Genomic DNA, 17,366 nt, shown 5'->3' with positions numbered 1-17,366 from the left:
CTTACGCCTCCTGTGTAGTCTTTGTTGGTGTGCCATCAGGCTTGAACATTGAGATCACGAAGTCCATAGAAGACTCGACCTTACCTTGGTTTACCGCCGCTGCAGGGTCTACATTCTTCGGACAAACTTCAGAACAGTAACCCACAAAGGTACAGCCCCAAGCACCGTTCTCGCCATTAATGAGTGCCATACGCTCATCTTTACCGTTATCACGGCTGTCTAGGTTGTAACGATGCGCAAGTGTCAACGCAGCAGGGCCGATAAACTCAGGGTTTAAACCAAACTGAGGACATGCCGCGTAGCAAAGACCACAGTTGATACAACCAGCAAATTGCTTGTACTTGGCCATTTGCTCAGGTGTTTGTAGGTTAGTGCCATCTTCAGGCTTGCGGTCGTTACCAATGATGTATGGTTTGATGGCTTCTAGGCGCTCGATGAACGGCGTCATGTCGACAATCAAATCTTTCTCGATTGGGAAGTTTGCTAAAGGCTCGATCTTCACACCATTTGGGTAATCACGGAGGAAGCTTTTACAAGCGAGCTTTGGCACGCCGTTAACCATTATGCCGCATGAACCACAGATCGCCATACGACAAGACCAACGGTAAGACAGGTCTTTATCTAGGTTATCTTTGATGTAGCCAAGTGCATCAAGGGTCGACATGGTTTCGTCGAATGGTACCTCAAAGGTTTGGAAATGCGGTTCTGCGTCTTTCTCTGGGTCATAACGCAGAATCTCTACTTTTTGGATGCGATTTGCTGACATTATGCTTGCTCCTCTGCGTTCTTCTGTGCCGCTTTTGCTGCTTCTTCAGCGGCTGCTTTCTCTGCGGCTTCACCGTATAGACGAGCTTTAGGCTGTGACTTAGTGATGGTCACCTTGCTGTAGTCGATACTTGGCGCTGCATCTGGTTGGAAGAAAGCCAAAGAGTGTTTGAGGAACTCTACGTCATCACGCTCAGTACAGCCATCGTCTAGACGCTGGTGGGCACCACGAGACTCTTTACGTAGAATCGCAGAGTGAACCATAGCTTCTGCGACTTCTAGGCCGTAACCGACTTCGATAGCGTAAAGAAGGTCAGTGTTGAATACTTTTCCTTTGTCTTTGATGCTGATGTTTTTGTAGCGAGCTTTCAATTCAGTAATCTTATCAATCGTCGCTTGCATCAAATCTTCTTGGCGGTAGATACCACAGCCCGCTTCCATGGTATGACCCATTTCAGTGCGGATGTCAGCCCAGTTTTCATCACCTTCTTGGTTCATTAACGCGGCGATACGCTGCTCAACATCTTTGACTTGAGTCGCGATAGACTCTTCATTCCAACCTTTGAATTCCGCTGCACGCTTCACTGCCTGTTCACCAGCAACGCGGCCGAATACTACGAACTCAGCCAGCGAGTTAGAGCCTAGACGGTTTGCACCGTGCAGACCAACTGAGGCACATTCACCTACTGCGAATAGACCTTTAATGCGCGTTTCACATTCGCCGTTAGTTTCAATACCACCCATGGTGTAGTGCACCGTTGGACGAATTGGAATCGGCTCTTTCGCAGGGTCAACGTTAACGTATGCTTTCGCTAGCTCACAGATAAACGGTAGACGCTCTTGAAGGTACTCTTCACCCAAGTGGCGAAGGTCTAGATGAACCACATCACCTAGAGGATGTTTAATGGTGTTGCCTCTCTGCTGTTCGTGCCAGAAAGCCTGTGAAACCTTGTCGCGAGGACCCAGTTCCATGTATTTGTTCTTTGGCTGGCCAACTGGAGTTTCAGGGCCCATGCCGTAATCTTGTAGGTAACGGTAGCCATTCTTGTTAACGATGATACCGCCTTCACCACGACAGCCTTCAGTCATCAGGATCCCTGTGCCTGGAAGACCTGTTGGGTGGTACTGAACAAACTCCATATCACGTAGAGGTACACCATGACGGTAGGCCATTGCCATGCCATCACCTGTTACGATGCCGCCATTGGTGTTGCAGTGGTAAACTCGACCTGCGCCACCCGTTGCTAGGACTACTGATTTGGCTTTGATAGTGATCAGTTCGCCTTCCGACATGTGAATGGCGATCAGACCTTGCACTTCGCCTTCATCGACAAGCAGATCCACCACAAAGTACTCATCAAAGCGTTTGATGTTGTCGTACTTCATTGATGTCTGGAATAGGGTGTGAAGCATGTGGAAGCCGGTTTTATCAGCCGCGAACCATGTGCGCTCAACTTTCATTCCACCGAATCGGCGTACGTTGACTTCACCGTTTTCTTTACGACTCCATGGGCAGCCCCATTGCTCCATTTGGATCATTTCGCGAGTCGCGTTTTCTACAAAATATTCAACAACGTCCTGTTCACATAGCCAGTCACCACCGCCAACAGTGTCGTTGAAGTGGTTGTCTAGGCTATCTTCATCCTTGATAACTGCTGCTGAGCCACCCTCCGCTGCGACTGTGTGAGAACGCATTGGGTAAACTTTAGAAATCAGTGCGACTTCTAAGTCAGGGTTTGCTTCAGCTGCTGCAATAGCAGTGCGAAGACCAGCGCCGCCTGCGCCGATGACTGCGATATCTGTGGTGATAGTTTGCACAGTTATCCTCCAGTGTGAATTTGCGGAGTATTCCGCTTGTTATCGTTAAATGGGTAATTCCCCAAAAGTGGTAGGGTTAGTGTAGAAGAGCATCATTATGGAAAAATTGATGTATTTAGGTTTTTGCTCCGGTAATGCATATGAGAGCATAGAAAATATAGGTTATGTGATTGCTATCACGGCAAAGCCATATCGATACTAACCCTTTGCTGTGCCAGCTGTTACGGAGATGTTGCGAGTGAGATTTGTTATTAATTTCCCCAATGATTAATGGAAGGAATTATTGGCTGTGAGACGTAATTTAAGCGCTTCAGGCTAAGTACAACTCATTTGCATTTTGAGTGAAAGATGATAGTTTTCGCCACAATAAAGCATCATGAGAGATTAGGTATGCAGGCAGATTGGCAACCCACAGCAAGCATTGAACAGTTAAAGCAGCGAGCTAATTTAATTCGACAGGTACGCCAGTTTTTTGATGATAGAGATGTCCTCGAAGTTGATACACCTGCGATGAGTCATGCGACGGTAACGGACATCCATCTTCATACATTTCAAACTGATTTTGTCGGCCCGGGCTATGCGAAAGGCAAGAAGCTCTACCTGATGACCAGCCCAGAGTTCCATATGAAGCGCTTACTCGCGGCGGGAAGTGGTTGTATCTACCAGATCTGCAAGTCTTTTCGAAATGAGGAAAATGGTCGATATCACAACCCTGAATTCACCATGCTTGAATGGTATCGGATCGGATTTGATCACCACCAGTTGATGGATGAAATGGATGACCTACTGCAGCGACTTCTGAAAGTTGGCGCAGCGGAGCGTATGACGTATCAGCAGGCGTTTCTACAAGTGCTAAGTGTGTGTCCTTTAGAGGCGTCGATGGATGAACTGAAGGTGACTGCTGATAAGCTCGGGCTTAGTGATATTGCTCAACCAGAACAAGATAGAGATACCTTGCTGCAACTATTATTTAGTGTTGGAGTTGAACCTGAAATAGGCCAGCATGTCCCCGTATTTGTATATGATTTTCCTGCGTCACAAGCCGCATTGGCAAGGATAAACCGTCAAGACAGCCGTGTTGCGGACCGTTTTGAGGTTTATTTTAAAGGAATAGAGTTAGCAAATGGCTTCCATGAGTTAGACAATGCAACAGAACAGCTTAAACGTTTTGAGTCAGATAATGCCAAACGAGAACAAATGGGATTAAATACGCAGCCTATTGATAATCATTTGATCAAAGCACTAGAGGCAGGCTTGCCAAAGTGTGCGGGAGTAGCATTAGGTATCGATCGCCTAGTTATGTTGGCGACCAGCAATGATCACATTGATAAGATAACCGCATTCCCTTTCCCTAGAGCATAATAGTAAAAAGGCTGACATTGCTGTCAGCCTTTTGGTTCTTTACGCTACTCAACAGTGCTTGGTTTCTGATACCACTGAGAACGAACGTCTGTTTTATCGAACAGATTGTACTGTTTCTTCAGCATTTGTCCGCCATCTCGGGTAATAGGTTCCCATGAAATGTCTGCGCGACTAGTGCTTGGTTTTATCGTCATGATGTCCAAAGGAATCGAAATATAGAAACCTTTGTTGTAACTTCCTTCGCCATATTCTTCTGCCGTTAAATCGGTAAATGTTGCGTAAGCACCGACAATCACGCCAGACTTGAATTGCTTAGAAAAATCGAAGCGAGCACCCATGTCTCCTCCCAAGAACTTACCTGCACTAATCTTAAACAGCGTATCTCTTAGGAAGTCCCAATTTGGCATATAATAACCCGTGACATGACCTGTCGTACCTTGACTTAAAACATATGCTTGGCAAGACGGTGTTGGGTCATTACAGGTTGCTTCATCATAGAAGAAGTAATCTTCACCATATGTGCCAAACCATGAATCAGGGTCGCGTTGGCTGACTAGGTTAGCGTCGAAGCCTACTGCCCAGTTTTTATTCATTGGTCTGTATAGTACTTCACCGCCGACACCAGCAAACATCATTTCGAGATAGCCACCGTACATCTGGGTGTAAATTTCTTCGAATGGCTGCTCAAACCATGTGAGCTGAAGATGGTTGAGCCTGACTGGATTATCATGCACATAGGCACGGAACATGGTTCGGACTCTAGGTGTTGAGTAATTTCTTACATGTGGTGAGTTTTCGATGTAGTTAAACTTGTCGTAGTTGTCGACCAAGTTGAAGATGATTGAACCGCCAAACTCAAGGTTATCCGTTAGCCAGTAGTTCGAATTTGCGCTGATGCCTAAACTGTACAAATAGAATGACTCTGGACCACCGATGCTCTGCTTTAGGACAGGTTCTAAGCCATAATCCCAGCGCTCTTTGTTTTCTGCTATAGGGTCCTTGGTAATACTCTTAGGCTCAGATTCCTCAAAACTGTCTTTGACTTTTGCTTCGGTTGATAAGTAATTCGCTGCAGTGAGGTATTTCTGTTTATCGATGGTGGTTTCTTTAAGGTCCATACCGTCTTGTTGTTCTACGATTTTAAATACGCGAATCAGGTCATTTGAATTGTTAGACAAAATGGCTGCGGTCCGATCTAGCGCTTCTTCTCTGTCGCGGTACTTCTTCTGTTGGCCTTTGACTATGATGGTATCGCCATCAAGTGCAATCGAGTTTTTCTCAAAGCCTGCGTTTAACTCAATCTGCTTTGCTGCCGATTGCCAGTCAGGGTTATTATTGTTAACGTTGGTGACAGCCTGTTTGGGCTCATCACGCCATGTTGCTCTCATGTCGTTGAAATTGGTGTAGATATTGATACCAAAAGTGATCGTATCTCCGCGCTGATAGCTGGCTTTTGCGTCCCCCCAATCTCCTAAACGATAGTTAATGCCTACATTCCACGGAGTGTGCTGAGGCATTGGTTTACCTGAGCGTACGGGGTAGTCTTGTGTATAGTCATTGCCATCGTATTCGAGTTTTAAGCGGAGTGGTGTGTAAGGTGTTTGGTACTCAAGACCACCAAATACAGCTGCAGGGCCTTTAAACCATCGCTCGTAATCGACACTACCGCCTGTACCTCTGAAATCACTGTCGCGAGTACAGTATTCATCGCTTGCTTTACAGAAAGGATTGGTCACATTACCACGCTGGCCTAAGTAACCCCAGCCAAGGCCTAGGGTTACGTCCAAATTGCCAAAGCGTTTTGTCGCAGCAATAAATTCACCGTCAAATAGGCCGGTCCCACCAAAATCACGAACACCAATTGAAGCCTCAGGTAGCCAGTAACCTTCTTGCCAAAGGCGGACTTTGAAATCGATGCCTTTGTCAGTATACAAATTATCGCCACTGTAGGAAGGATCGCTACTAAATAACAAGTCTGGTACTCGTGTGTAGCGCACCGTTGACTCCAGCCAGGTCATTAACTGAATTGATGCAGTGTATTGTTGGTAGTCGTCGTTGACGCTAACACCTATATTGAATTCTCCTTCTTCGGCCATACGTCCTGAAGGCATCTGCATTAGCCCCACTCCACCAAAATCGGTTTGGGAGACTTTAAGATTATCGCTTGCCTGAACTGTTGAAACGAAACCAAGAAAGAGGAATAAAGAGGTGATTGCATTAAGTTTCATTAGTAATTTCTTCTCCAGGCAATTAGAGAGACAATATCTTGCTCAAGCTGAGAAAGCTCTTTTGATGGATTGTTAAATCCTAGGAAGATGCTAGAGCCCGGAGGAAGTGGGGTATTCTCATCATTCCAGTAAGCGAAACCAACTTGCTTATAATTGCCATCTGGGTAGATAACCCAAGCATAACTATTGCTGGCGCTAGAAAGCACTCTAGACGTTGATAAGTAATCTTTGACCGTCCAATCAGGCCTTGCTTCTGGCATAGTGGTACTAAAAAATAACCCCTCTAAGTGTATGTTTGTCGGACGATCTGGATATTCGAATTGGTAATGACCGCTAAGCATAGGGTTGGCTGAAGGTGTCAGGCGAACGAAGTCTAGATCTAATGAGACGTTTTCTCTATAACCTACTGACCAAGTTTTCACTTGTTCGCGCAGAATACCCAGACTTTCGTAAAGTGTCGGCTCTTGCGTTTTGAGTTTATCAATTAAGTTCAGTACAGCCTGTTTTTTGTTATTGGCGACTCTTTGTTTATCTATGTTAAATAGAGCGTTATTCAGTGGATAACTAAATGGGGCATTGTTCTCGCTGTGTAATACAGTGTCCGCAATAGCTCTCTCAAGGCGTACAGGTGCAGTGTAGTCAATCACTAATTGCTCACTTGGAAGCTCTAATTTTACGGTGTTAGCAATAGCGTCACTGAAAACACCTAGAGAGAAAAGAAATAAAAAGCTACGAGTCATCTAGATCACCCCTTAAATGGCTTGAGTATTTCTTGCTCGATGAAAAGTTGGTCTGGAATGACCCATTGGGCTGATTTCAATACATCTCCATTGTCATTCACCCAAAAAGTGCTTTGCATGGTTTCACCCAATCTTTCAAATGAAATATACTCATGCCAGATTTTGACCTTTTGAGACCACATCACAGAGTCTAATTTAATTGTTGCCACAGACTCTGTGGTGACTTTTGCTTGGTGATTATATTGGTATTCAGGTTGCCAATCGTATACGGAAGTCCAGTGATACTGAGGAGTGTTAAAATGTATGATGCTATTGGGCGATATTTTGCCAGCTAGGTTTGCCTCTGGGAGGTTATAAGTCCTGACGATACGACCTTCTTCGGTAACAATCATCGCTTTGTCACTGGAGAGCCATTTATGCTGAGTTTTTCCAGATTGTGGATTTTTTTCAACGAATGCAAGCACCATAAAAATTTGTGGCCCATCATTAATCTTAAAATAGCTGCTAGCATAGGGTATTTTTTCGATTGTTTCTTTATTTAAAATTACGTCCTCAAAGCCCCAGAACGCTTCTTTTAGTGTGTCATTAGTGTCTGAAAAACGTTGTGTGCACCCAGTTAAAAAGGCAGAAAGAGCAACTATAGATAGGGCAAGTAGTTTATTTGTCATGATGAAAGCTCGAACTAATAAATATCGCAAAAAAACACCCTTAGCGGAGCTAAGGGTGTTTGTTGGTTAAACTAAATTAATTAGTTGTACCGTCTGTTCCATCATTATCTGATGCAGCAACGGCAACAGCGGCAACAGTAACAGCTGCGCCAACTGCTACTGCTGTTGTTGTCGCTACACCTGCCGCTGCTGTTGAGGCTGCAGCAGTAGAACCTGCAGCAGTACCACCAGCAGTTGAACCGCCAGCAGTGCTAGCGGCGGTACTTTCCTCAGCGAAAGCACCAGCAGACGCGCATAACGCAACTAACATCGTTAGAGCAATTTTCTTCATTGAGTGTTCCTTGTAAATTTACAATTTAACATCGATGTAGGAACAAATTATTTTGTTCCAGTTTTGATTCTATTTCACTTTTTTATATCTGTAAAAATTTAAATTTCTTTAATGCAAGGTGATCACAATATGGTGGATTGCTTAATCTATATCGCCCTTTATAATGAGCTAAAACTAAGGAAATCGGTTCTGAATTTGCTCGTATTGTTTATCGATTCAGAGACATACATAAGTAGGATACATGCCAAGGATTGAAATATTTAGGTTATTTGTACCATTTACATCTATTATGTTAATTAGTAATTATGCCTATTCTTCTCCTTGGATCGAAGCAAGTGATCCTTTTTTAAGGTCATCTATGGTCGCGCTAAGTGATGGAGCAGTGCTTAACGGCGTAACTAGCACATTTCCATTACGTTGGTCATCTGCAGCAGGAGATAAAAGTTTCGTCGATATATCTAGTGGCTTAAATGTCGAATTTTCTCACTTTAATTACGCTCTTCAGACGGCTAAACTTAATCGTGGTAATCGTCGCTTCGCATTATCAGGTGGTAATAAAGAGTTAGACAATGGTTGGTTTGCGGATATAAAGCGTGATAAATGGGCTGTAGAAGCGAGCTATGAATACCTAGCTAACAGTTATGCGTATAGGCTCAACTCTTCTTATTACCTAGAGCATGCTAATGATCAAGAGTTTTCTTTTAAAGACAGTTACATTGCACTGAATGCTGGCCGCGCGTTACTTGATATAAGTATGCTACCTAGATGGTGGGGGCACGGTTGGAATCACAGTCTCATTTTAGCAACGTCAGGAAATGATTTAGATGCTGGTCTGAACTGGATCGGAGACAATCATTTTCTTGGAGTGTGGAGTGTAAATATTGTGACCTCAAAGTTAGAGGATCTCGATTATGAATACAGAACCTCTATGAGATATGCTGGTAAACTGAATTCTTGGTTAGAGCTCGGTTTTACTCAGCATTATTGGTTTGAAGCAAATACGAATTACGTAGCAAAAAATCAGAAGCAATCCGCTGTCGATGTAAAGCTAACTTTACCAAAAGTATATAATGTGCAGCATGGGCTGTATGCTGAAGTAGCCTCAGCTCAAAAGGAAAATAGTTTAGGTGCTTACCTGATAGGTTGGAGTGGACATAAGCCTATATTCAACAGTTCATTTCGTGTAGCGGTCGAATATCAGTCAATGACTTCGAAAGAGCGCAAATTAATTGTGGATGAAGGAATTGATAATTACTTGCAGGCTAGTTACCTGAATGAAAGTAGTTGGTCGTTGAGTAGTTATCTTCAACTAGTCAATGATCATCAGGTTTCTGCGATTGTTTCGACGCAAAAATTATTGAATGACAAAAATGACAGGCAGAGACAATATCAACTGGCTTACCAGCTTCCTGCATTCCAAGGAAGAATTAAGCTTAGCGCAGATTATATCAATAAAGACACCAATGACAGTGAGATGGTATTTGGTTCTAGGTATGAATTTAGGTTTTGATTGTGTCGCTAACACCAGAGAACAGTAGATTATATAATTTAATGAGTATCACAACTTTGAAGTTCAATATACATATGTTGGCTGCCTCAATACTCCTAAGTGCGAGTGTCAACGCAGCAACGCCAACTCAAGATCAGATCAATCAGTTCCAATCTCTCCCTAAAGCCCAACAAGAACAGCTTGCTCGGCAAATGGGGGTCGATCTTTCTGCAATAAATTCTCTCGGTGCTGCTTCTTCTAGTGCAGATACAGAAATCCCTGAAATGAAGAAATCAGAGAGAGCGACCGAAGTTTCAGGGAAAGATACTGAAGCGGTTAATGAACAAAAAGCCTCTGAATTGCCTTATTTTGGGTACGATGTTTTTTCAGGGGGATCACTAGATTTTACTCCCGTCGATAATTTGCCTGTTCCTCATGACTACATTATTGCCCCTGGGGATGAAGTTCGAGTTCAACTGTATGGAAAGTCTTATAGTGACTTAAAGTTAAAAATCGATAGAGAGGGCAAACTCAATATCCCTGAATATGGCCCCGAATATGTTGCAGGACAAACGTTTAGCGAGCTAAAAAGCTATGTAGCATCGCTTATTCAGCGTAAGTCTATTGGTGTCGAAGCGGTTGTCTCTTTGAGTGCCATGCGAACCATGCAGGTGTTTGTTACTGGTGATGTTAAGCAGCCCGGCGCTTATAATGTCAATGGGCTGACTACTTTATCTCAAGCTTTGATAGCAGCAGGCGGAATCAAATTTACGGGCAGTTTACGAGATATTAAAGTAAAACGACTTGGAAAAACTGTGGTGTCATTTGATGCTTATGATTTGATAGTTAATGGTAATTCTAGCCAAGATATTCGTTTACAAGCTGGAGACACTATTCTTGTTCCTGCGAAGCAAGCTGAGATTGTGGTCAAAGGTGAAGTCCTTCGCCCTGCTCACTACGAAATCAAATTAGATAGTCGCTTAAATGGCTTAATCAATATCGCTGGTGGGGCTTTACCTAGTGCTTATTTATCAAAAGTTAGTGTGAAAAGGCGCAGCGTAAAGGGCATTGAGCCGCTGACATTAGATTTGTCATCCCCACATGGGGAAAATTTTAAATTACAAGCAGGTGATGAAGTCTCTTTATTGCCAGTAGGTGATAAACTGGATAATGCCATCGCACTTCGTGGTGAACTATTCCGTCAAGGTGCTTATCAATTTGTAGAAGGGCTTAGGATCAGTGATGTGATCAGCCGAGTTGATCTCAAAGAAAACGCAGACCTGTCTTATGCGCTACTGGTTAGAGAAAAGCCTGACAGCCGTGATATTAGTGTATGGCAATTTAATTTAGGTAAGGTGTTAAAGTCGCCAAGCTCGGTCGATAATTTTTCTCTTCACAAAGGTGACCAGTTATTTGTATTTGATAATGGCTTAAACGTAGATTACTGGTATAGAGAGCAAAAATCTACTAGCTCCAAGAGAGCGAAGAAGCTCAGTGAGAGTATTGATAGGAACACTGTTGAGCAATATCAAGATAAAACGCTCCAAAATGAGCAATTACCATCAGTTGACTCGAAGAGCGTTGTTGTACTGGACTCAGAAACAGGCGCTCTTGTAGAAAAAGAGCAGCAAAAGAAACTTGATATTGCTGACGATGATAAGTTTGCGCTAGCGGATGATTTTCGCTTGTCTAGTCGAGAGTCCTTGCTAAAACCAATCATTGAAAGGCTTAAAGGCCAAGCTAACATTACCGAGCAAGCAAAAATTATAGAAGTCACAGGCGCAGTAAAATATCCAGGAGTTTATCCTTTGGCTGAGAATGCCAACTTTGAAAAACTGATTGCTTCTGCTGGTGGTTTTGCTGAGCAAGCATTTATGTATAGCGCTGAATTAAGTCGTTCGGAAAAAGTAAAGCAAGACTTTGTTGTTCAGCACTACTCTTTCTCCCCGAATGAGATTCTGAGTGGTCAGGAAAAGCTTGATATTCAGGCACAAGATCACATTGTGATCAAGACTCAGCCAAATTGGCAACGTGGCAATTCAATTGAATTACAAGGTGAAGTTGTTTTTCCGGGAACCTATACCTTCCAGCGCGGTGAAACGATTCAAGACCTTATAGAGCGTGCAGGTGGATTAACTCAGTTTGCCTATGCTCAAGGAGCGGTATTTAGTCGTGAAAGTTTGCGCCGTCAAGAAGAAGAGAGGTTGAAGCTACTCAATCTACAATTGAAACAAGAAATTGGTAACTTAGCGCTACGTCGGCAAAACTCAAGCGCTACCTTTACTACTAGCCCAACTGAAGCGATGACTATTGCCGATGAGCTTGCATCGACTGAGGCCATTGGTCGTTTAGTCATTAACCTTCCTGAAGCGCTAGCTGGAAATTCTGATGCTGATATTATGGTTGAAAAAGGTGACAAACTATATGTCCCTGCAAGGCAGCCAATTGTGAGTGTGATGGGAGAAGTGCAGTTTTCCTCTAACCATACTTTTACTCCTGGGATGACTATCGAAGATTATATTTCTTCGGCTGGCGGCACTAAAAAACAAGCGGATACAGACCGAGTTTATGTTGTGCGTGCTGATGGTTCTGTCATGCTGCCCAACAATTCATTTTGGTTCAGTCGTAAATCTAATCCTTTGGAACCTGGGGACACAATCATCGTGCCTTTAGATACGGATTACCTAGATGGCTTGAGCACATTGACTTCAGCGACGCAAATCTTGTACCAAATTGGTGTAGCTTGGAGTGCTGTAAAAGATTAATTAGTTTATTAGCTCTCTATTGTCTAGAGAGCGCTTTTATATTCAAGAAGATATTATGAATAAGCCAGTCATTCATGAACGTAATTTCACTCAAGTCCAAGACTTGTCAATTGTTAATGATGAAATAGATTTAAGGGGGGTGTTCCTTGCCCTTTGGAGTGGAAAGTGGGTGGTAATTGTTACTGCCGTACTATTTACAATAGGCGGTGTTTGGTTTGCTTTATCCCAACCGAATACTTACCGAGCATCTGCAACCTTGGTCTCTGCAAATGATGAAAAAAGTGGTGGGCTAGCTGCAATGGCTAGTCAGTTTGGAGGACTTGCCTCTTTGGCGGGAATTAACGTCGGAGGTGGGAGAACAGACGATAAGTCTGTATCTCTTGCAACGTTGGAATCTCGTAAGTTTATCAATGCATTTATTGATAAATATGCTTTACTTCCAATTTTGATGGCAACGGAATATTGGGATAAGGAGAATAATAAGTTAGTACTGAACCCAGAGTTTTATGATGGTATTCGTTGGTTAAATGATCCCGAGGATCCAGAAAAATCTCTCGAGCCTACAGCTTGGCAAGCTTACAAAAAATTTAAAGGTGTTCTAAATGTGTCCGAAGCTACAGATACGGGTATTGTAAGCGTTAGCATTACTCACTTGTCTCCATACGTGGCACAGCAATGGACTCAGTGGCTGGTTAAGGAGCTTAACCTATGGATGAAAGAAGAGTCTTTAACTGAAACGAATCGCAATATTGAATATCTTGAACAACAGTTGGACAGAACCAAAGTCGTTGATATGCAAAATGTATTTTACCAACTTATTGAGGAGCAAACGAAAACCTTAATGCTGGCTGAAGTGAAAGATGAATATGCGTTTAAAGTTATCGACCCTCCTGTGGTACCTGAAGAAAAGGTTGGCCCTAAACGAGCATTGATATGTATCCTAGCGACATTGTTTGGGGGGATTTTAGGTGTAGCGATTGTTCTTATCCGTTATGCATTTCGTCGAGAGAATGACTAGCTATTTAACTATCAAACTTAAGGTGCTCTCGCCTTAAGTTCTCATCCCCGCTATACTCCCAGTCTGAATTTTAGTCCAGAGCTGCTTAACAAAGCAGCTCTATTATTGAAGAGCACAGGACATGCAAGAATACATCGCATTTTTTCAAGAGAACATGATTCTCTCTCTAGTATGGGTTGGTCTATTGGTTGCCCTTATTATGAATATCGTCAAATCAACGACAGCGGCATACAAAGAGATCACTGCATCACAAACGACACAACTTATGAACCGTGAAAATGGTGTTGTGGTGGATATTCGTAGTAAAGATGAGTTCCGTAAGGGGCATATTACCGATGCAGTTCACATTTTACCTTCTGATATCAAGGCCGGTAACTTTGGCAGCCTTGAAAACCACAAATCTAGCCCAATCATTGTGGTATGCAAAACAGGTCAGACAGCACAAGAGAGTGCTAACCTTCTGGCAAAAGCAGGCTTTGAAAATGTCAGCTTGCTGAAGAATGGCCTGATTGCTTGGAATGAAGCAAACTTGCCTTTGGTTAAAGGCAAAAAATAAATTTAGTGGCTTTACTGAAAACGCTGATTGAAAAATCAGCGTTTGTTATAGAGAGATGTGAACATTTCCACGAATTTTAGCGGAAACCTAGTCATAGCAAGCTCTCTCGGTTAGTCTCCAAGCAGACAACTTGATTATTAAAGGATTTCAAAATGGCTGAAGCAGCACCACAACAAGACGTACAAAACTTTGCGATTCAACGTATCTTCCTTAAAGACGTATCTTTTGAAGCGCCTAACTCACCAAATATGTTCCAGAAAGAGTGGAACCCAGATGTGAAGCTAGATCTAGACACTCAAAGTCGCGAGCTTGGTGAAGGGGTTTATGAGGTTGTTCTACGTCTGACTGTAACGGTGAAGAATGAAGAAGAAACTGCGTTTTTGTGTGAAGTTCAACAAGGTGGTATTTTTACTGCTGACAAAATGGAAGCAGGCCAGCTTGCGCATTGTCTAGGTGCATTCTGCCCTAACATTCTATTCCCATACGCTCGTGAAACGATTTCTAGCCTAGTTGTTAAAGGTACATTCCCACAACTGAACTTAGCGCCAGTTAACTTCGACGCTCTGTTTATGAACTACCTGCAGCAACAAGCTCAGCAAGAAGGCACTGCGGAAGCTTAATTGCTTTACCGCTGTTTCTCGGCATAAACAAAATGCACAGAGCATCAAAGGATGTGATGTGCATTTTTTGTTTATTGCCTACAATAGTTCCTTACACTGAAACCATTCGAAGTTCCAACTTCCAAATTTTTAATACGATCGGGCGGATTAATGACGGACTCAGACATTCAAAACGGCTACGGGAAAGAAATTGCTATGACGGTGCTTGGTGCTGGCTCATACGGTACATCTCTGGCTATTTCACTGGCGAGAAATGGCGCGAATGTGGTGATTTGGGGCCATGACCCTGAGCATATGGCACGTTTGCAGTCGGATAGAGCGAATCACGAATTCTTGCCAGATATTGATTTTCCACAATCACTGATTGTTGAGTCAGATTTAGAAAAAGCCGTGCAGGCCAGTCGCGATTTACTGGTTGTGGTACCGAGTCATGTGTTTGGTATCGTGCTTAACAACATTAAGCCTCATTTAAGAGCCGACTCACGTATTTGCTGGGCAACGAAAGGGCTTGAGCCAGAGACAGGGCGTCTGCTGAAAGATGTGGCTGTAGAAGCGTTGGGGGAAGGGTACTCTTTAGCTGTGCTATCAGGACCTACGTTTGCCAAAGAGCTTGCGATGGGCATGCCAACGGCGATTTCAGTGGCCTCCCCTGATGAAAGTTTTGTTTCTGAACTCCAAGAGAAAATTCACTGCAGCAAGACGTTTCGTGTCTATGCCAACAGTGACTTTACAGGTATGCAGTTGGGTGGCGCAGTTAAGAACGTGATTGCGATCGGTGCTGGCATGTCAGACGGTATTGGTTTTGGCGCTAACGCTCGAACGGCTCTGATTACTCGTGGCCTTGCTGAAATGACGCGTCTTGGCGCTGCATTAGGTGCGCAGCCAGAAACCTTCATGGGTATGGCGGGGTTGGGTGATCTGGTTCTGACTTGTACAGATAACCAATCACGTAACCGTCGCTTTGGCCTAGCTCTAGGTCAGGGTAAAGATGTGGATACTGCTCAAGATGAGATTGGCCAGGTCGTCGAAGGCTATCGTAATACCAAAGAGGTCTGGCTATTGTCACAGCGCATGGGTGTCGAGATGCCAATTGTTGACCAAATTTATCAAGTGTTGTATCAAGGAAAAGATGCACACATGGCAGCAAAAGATTTGCTTGCTCGTGATAAGAAATCAGAGGCGTAAACGTCCAGAGACACGGAAAGCGAAAAACACTTAAGCAAGCTTAGGTGAAGGGTTGAGAAATGAAACATTGTGAAAAACAGAAAGTATGGCAAGCCATTGTTCGCGAAGCGCGAGAGCTTTCAGAACAAGAGCCAATGCTAGCAAGCTTTTACCATGCGACGATCATCAAGCATGAAAGCCTAGCAGCCGCGCTGAGTTATATTTTAGCCAACAAGCTGAATACAGCGTCTATGCCAGCGATGGCCGTGCGAGAAGTGGTTGAAGAAGCTTTTAACGCTGATCACTCGATAACAGAAGCGGCGGCTTGTGACATCTGTGCTACAGTGAATCGAGATCCTGCGGTTTCTATGTACTCAATGCCTTTACTGTACTTGAAAGGCTATCATGCTTTGCAAGGTTATCGTGTGGCGAACTGGTTATGGCGCCAGGGTCGCATTGCGCTGGCCACCTACCTGCAAAACCAGATTTCAGTGGCGTGCCAGGTGGATATTCATCCGGCAGCAAAAATTGGTCATGGCATCATGCTTGACCACGCAACGGGCATAGTGATTGGCGAAACGGCGGTCGTCGAAAATGATGTCTCGATTCTGCAAGACGTAACGTTAGGCGGTACTGGTAAAGAGTGCGGAGATCGACATCCGAAGATCCGTGAAGGGGTGATGATCGGCGCGGGCGCTAAGATTCTTGGCAATATTGAAGTTGGTGAAGGCGCTAAGATTGGGTCTTGCTCTGTCGTATTGCAGCCAGTTCCTGCTCACACCACGGTGGCGGGTGTACCAGCTAAGATTGTTGGTCGCCCTAAAACGGATAAGCCCTCACTGGATATGGATCAACAGTTTAACGGCCGTTCACAAAGCTTTATTGGTGGAGACGGCATTTAACACTGAACCGCTGATAAGAAAACAAAAAAGGGTTGAAGTTTTGGCTTCAACCCTTTTTTATCGCATTAGCCTAGAGAGGCTAATTCAGCGAGTACTTCTTCAGCCCATTCAATCCAAGCTTGGCGAACCAATAGATTACGGCGAAGCGTTAAACGTTCCAAGCGCTGCTGTTTATCCAAAGTTGCAGGAGTTGAATAGTACGCATTTTCTATTTCTTGATAGTGAGCCACTAGCTTGCGTGATTCCTCAACCAATTCAGCCAGTTGTTCACGATAAGGTGCGGAAGGTTGAACGGCGCAAGCCATCAACTTAGCGGAGAATTCATCACGAACTGTTGGGTGCGCTGTTGGCTGATCGAACCATTCACCTAAAGCGACACGGCCTGAATCTGTGATCGAATATACTTTGCGGTCTGGTTTGCCTTCTTGAGGTTCTAATACGCAGGTAACCAACTCATTCTGAGCCATTTTATTCAGCTCGCGGTAAACTTGTTGGTGGCTTGCTTTCCAGAAGTAACCAATAGTGGCGGAAAATTCTTTGGTGATATCATATCCAGTTGCGTCGCGTGTGCTCAGAACTGTCAGGATAACGTGTGGTAATGACATGTCTTCAATCCAAATGGTCAAATAACTACTAACAACTGCTTAGTTACTGTCGTGCTTCTGTGGCACTTATCATCAGTTAATTTCTTTAAGCAGCGCCAACAAAGTTGGCCATGTCACCTTAAAAGCCGTTTTATCACCTAGAGCGATATGTAGATGTTGTTGTGTATCGCAAGGGAGCATTAGTATATCTAAATAATAAGCATAAAGTGGAATAGAAGGACAAAATAACCCAAAAAACTGATAATTTGCTCAATAAATGGATATTTTAGTTTATTGTCCTGCTTGATTGATAGTTTTGCCACTTTTTTGTTTAAATAATGCTATTTGATTTGACG

Annotated in this window: 15 protein-coding genes; 8 read left to right on the top strand and 7 right to left on the bottom strand. The window is 43.7% G+C overall.

Annotation, left to right across the window (positions count from 1 at the left end; translation table 11 throughout):
* Window position 1: 1 nt before the first annotated feature.
* A complete protein-coding gene (locus VIC_RS25565) occupies window positions 2-766 on the bottom strand; it encodes a succinate dehydrogenase/fumarate reductase iron-sulfur subunit (RefSeq protein WP_006963326.1) in 765 nt (254 codons plus the stop codon).
* Complete coding sequence (frdA, locus tag VIC_RS25560) at window positions 766-2,583, bottom strand: fumarate reductase (quinol) flavoprotein subunit (protein ID WP_006963324.1); 1,818 nt, start codon at window positions 2,581-2,583, stop codon at window positions 766-768. The genes VIC_RS25565 and frdA overlap by 1 nt, the downstream gene beginning before the upstream one ends.
* 390 nt (window positions 2,584-2,973) lie before the next feature.
* Between frdA and epmA the strand changes: the two genes are divergently transcribed.
* On the top strand, window positions 2,974-3,945 hold the full coding sequence (epmA, locus tag VIC_RS25555) for an elongation factor P--(R)-beta-lysine ligase (protein ID WP_006963322.1): 972 nt from the start codon (window positions 2,974-2,976) through the stop codon (window positions 3,943-3,945).
* 44 nt (window positions 3,946-3,989) lie between these two features.
* Here epmA and VIC_RS25550 read toward each other — a convergent pair whose 3' ends face one another.
* From VIC_RS25550 to VIC_RS25535, 4 genes are all read right to left on the bottom strand, one after another.
* Window positions 3,990-6,173, bottom strand: a complete 2,184-nt coding sequence (locus VIC_RS25550) for a YjbH domain-containing protein (RefSeq protein ID WP_006963320.1) — start codon at window positions 6,171-6,173, stop codon at window positions 3,990-3,992.
* Window positions 6,173-6,913, bottom strand: a complete 741-nt coding sequence (locus VIC_RS25545; protein ID WP_006963318.1) for a capsule biosynthesis GfcC family protein — start codon at window positions 6,911-6,913, stop codon at window positions 6,173-6,175. The genes VIC_RS25550 and VIC_RS25545 overlap by 1 nt, the downstream gene beginning before the upstream one ends.
* A 5-nt stretch (window positions 6,914-6,918) precedes the next feature.
* The gene (locus tag VIC_RS25540; RefSeq protein ID WP_039952728.1) at window positions 6,919-7,581 is read right to left on the bottom strand and encodes a YjbF family lipoprotein; all 663 of its coding nucleotides are present in this window, start codon (window positions 7,579-7,581) and stop codon (window positions 6,919-6,921) included.
* A 76-nt stretch (window positions 7,582-7,657) separates the two neighbouring features.
* On the bottom strand, window positions 7,658-7,912 hold the full coding sequence (locus VIC_RS25535) for a hypothetical protein (RefSeq protein WP_006963314.1): 255 nt from the start codon (window positions 7,910-7,912) through the stop codon (window positions 7,658-7,660).
* 241 nt (window positions 7,913-8,153) lie between these two features.
* On the opposite strand from VIC_RS25535, the gene VIC_RS25530 reads away from it, so the two are divergent.
* From VIC_RS25530 to cysE, 7 genes are all read left to right on the top strand, one after another.
* Window positions 8,154-9,422 (top strand): hypothetical protein, encoded by a 1,269-nt coding sequence (locus VIC_RS25530; RefSeq protein WP_006963312.1) that lies wholly within the window; start codon window positions 8,154-8,156, stop codon window positions 9,420-9,422.
* 41 nt (window positions 9,423-9,463) lie between these two features.
* Complete coding sequence (locus VIC_RS25525; protein ID WP_039952726.1) at window positions 9,464-12,166, top strand: SLBB domain-containing protein; 2,703 nt, start codon at window positions 9,464-9,466, stop codon at window positions 12,164-12,166.
* A 55-nt stretch (window positions 12,167-12,221) separates the two neighbouring features.
* Complete coding sequence (locus tag VIC_RS25520; RefSeq protein ID WP_006963308.1) at window positions 12,222-13,184, top strand: Wzz/FepE/Etk N-terminal domain-containing protein; 963 nt, start codon at window positions 12,222-12,224, stop codon at window positions 13,182-13,184.
* 121 nt (window positions 13,185-13,305) lie between these two features.
* Entirely contained in the window at window positions 13,306-13,740 is a 435-nt protein-coding gene (locus tag VIC_RS25515; protein WP_021457395.1) for a rhodanese-like domain-containing protein, read from the top strand.
* Between the two features lie 152 nt (window positions 13,741-13,892).
* A complete protein-coding gene (secB, locus tag VIC_RS25510; protein ID WP_006963304.1) occupies window positions 13,893-14,360 on the top strand; it encodes a protein-export chaperone SecB in 468 nt (155 codons plus the stop codon).
* 150 nt (window positions 14,361-14,510) lie between these two features.
* Window positions 14,511-15,545 carry an NAD(P)H-dependent glycerol-3-phosphate dehydrogenase gene (gene gpsA / locus VIC_RS25505; protein ID WP_006963302.1) on the top strand — a complete coding sequence of 345 codons (1,035 nt, stop codon included), beginning with the start codon at window positions 14,511-14,513 and terminating at the stop codon, window positions 15,543-15,545.
* A gap of 59 nt (window positions 15,546-15,604) precedes the next feature.
* Window positions 15,605-16,426: a serine O-acetyltransferase gene (gene cysE / locus VIC_RS25500; RefSeq protein ID WP_006963300.1), complete on the top strand. Its 822-nt coding sequence runs from the start codon at window positions 15,605-15,607 to the stop codon at window positions 16,424-16,426.
* A gap of 65 nt (window positions 16,427-16,491) precedes the next feature.
* Here the strand turns inward: cysE and VIC_RS25495 are convergent, their stop codons facing one another.
* Window positions 16,492-17,031 (bottom strand): PadR family transcriptional regulator, encoded by a 540-nt coding sequence (locus VIC_RS25495; RefSeq protein WP_006963298.1) that lies wholly within the window; start codon window positions 17,029-17,031, stop codon window positions 16,492-16,494.
* Window positions 17,032-17,366 lie beyond the last annotated feature (335 nt).

The organism is Vibrio coralliilyticus ATCC BAA-450 (genome assembly GCF_000176135.1).
Classification (GTDB): Bacteria; Pseudomonadota; Gammaproteobacteria; order Enterobacterales; family Vibrionaceae; genus Vibrio; species Vibrio coralliilyticus.
Note: the sequence above shows the minus strand (reverse complement) of the source record. Positions and strands in the feature narration are given on the sequence as shown.

What these genes read in the sequence shown, in the direction of transcription:
- VIC_RS25565 (WP_006963326.1), bottom strand. Translation starts at nt 766, where the DNA reads ATGTCAGCAAATCGCATCCAAAAAGTAGAGATTCTGCGTTATGACCCA.
- epmA (WP_006963322.1), top strand. Translation starts at nt 2,974, where the DNA reads ATGCAGGCAGATTGGCAACCCACAGCAAGCATTGAACAGTTAAAGCAG.
- VIC_RS25550 (WP_006963320.1), bottom strand. Translation starts at nt 6,173, where the DNA reads ATGAAACTTAATGCAATCACCTCTTTATTCCTCTTTCTTGGTTTCGTT.
- VIC_RS25545 (WP_006963318.1), bottom strand. Translation starts at nt 6,913, where the DNA reads ATGACTCGTAGCTTTTTATTTCTTTTCTCTCTAGGTGTTTTCAGTGAC.
- VIC_RS25540 (WP_039952728.1), bottom strand. Translation starts at nt 7,581, where the DNA reads ATGACAAATAAACTACTTGCCCTATCTATAGTTGCTCTTTCTGCCTTT.
- VIC_RS25535 (WP_006963314.1), bottom strand. Translation starts at nt 7,912, where the DNA reads ATGAAGAAAATTGCTCTAACGATGTTAGTTGCGTTATGCGCGTCTGCT.
- VIC_RS25530 (WP_006963312.1), top strand. Translation starts at nt 8,154, where the DNA reads ATGCCAAGGATTGAAATATTTAGGTTATTTGTACCATTTACATCTATT.
- VIC_RS25525 (WP_039952726.1), top strand. Translation starts at nt 9,464, where the DNA reads ATGAGTATCACAACTTTGAAGTTCAATATACATATGTTGGCTGCCTCA.
- VIC_RS25520 (WP_006963308.1), top strand. Translation starts at nt 12,222, where the DNA reads ATGAATAAGCCAGTCATTCATGAACGTAATTTCACTCAAGTCCAAGAC.
- VIC_RS25515 (WP_021457395.1), top strand. Translation starts at nt 13,306, where the DNA reads ATGCAAGAATACATCGCATTTTTTCAAGAGAACATGATTCTCTCTCTA.
- secB (WP_006963304.1), top strand. Translation starts at nt 13,893, where the DNA reads ATGGCTGAAGCAGCACCACAACAAGACGTACAAAACTTTGCGATTCAA.
- gpsA (WP_006963302.1), top strand. Translation starts at nt 14,511, where the DNA reads ATGACGGACTCAGACATTCAAAACGGCTACGGGAAAGAAATTGCTATG.
- cysE (WP_006963300.1), top strand. Translation starts at nt 15,605, where the DNA reads ATGAAACATTGTGAAAAACAGAAAGTATGGCAAGCCATTGTTCGCGAA.
- VIC_RS25495 (WP_006963298.1), bottom strand. Translation starts at nt 17,031, where the DNA reads ATGTCATTACCACACGTTATCCTGACAGTTCTGAGCACACGCGACGCA.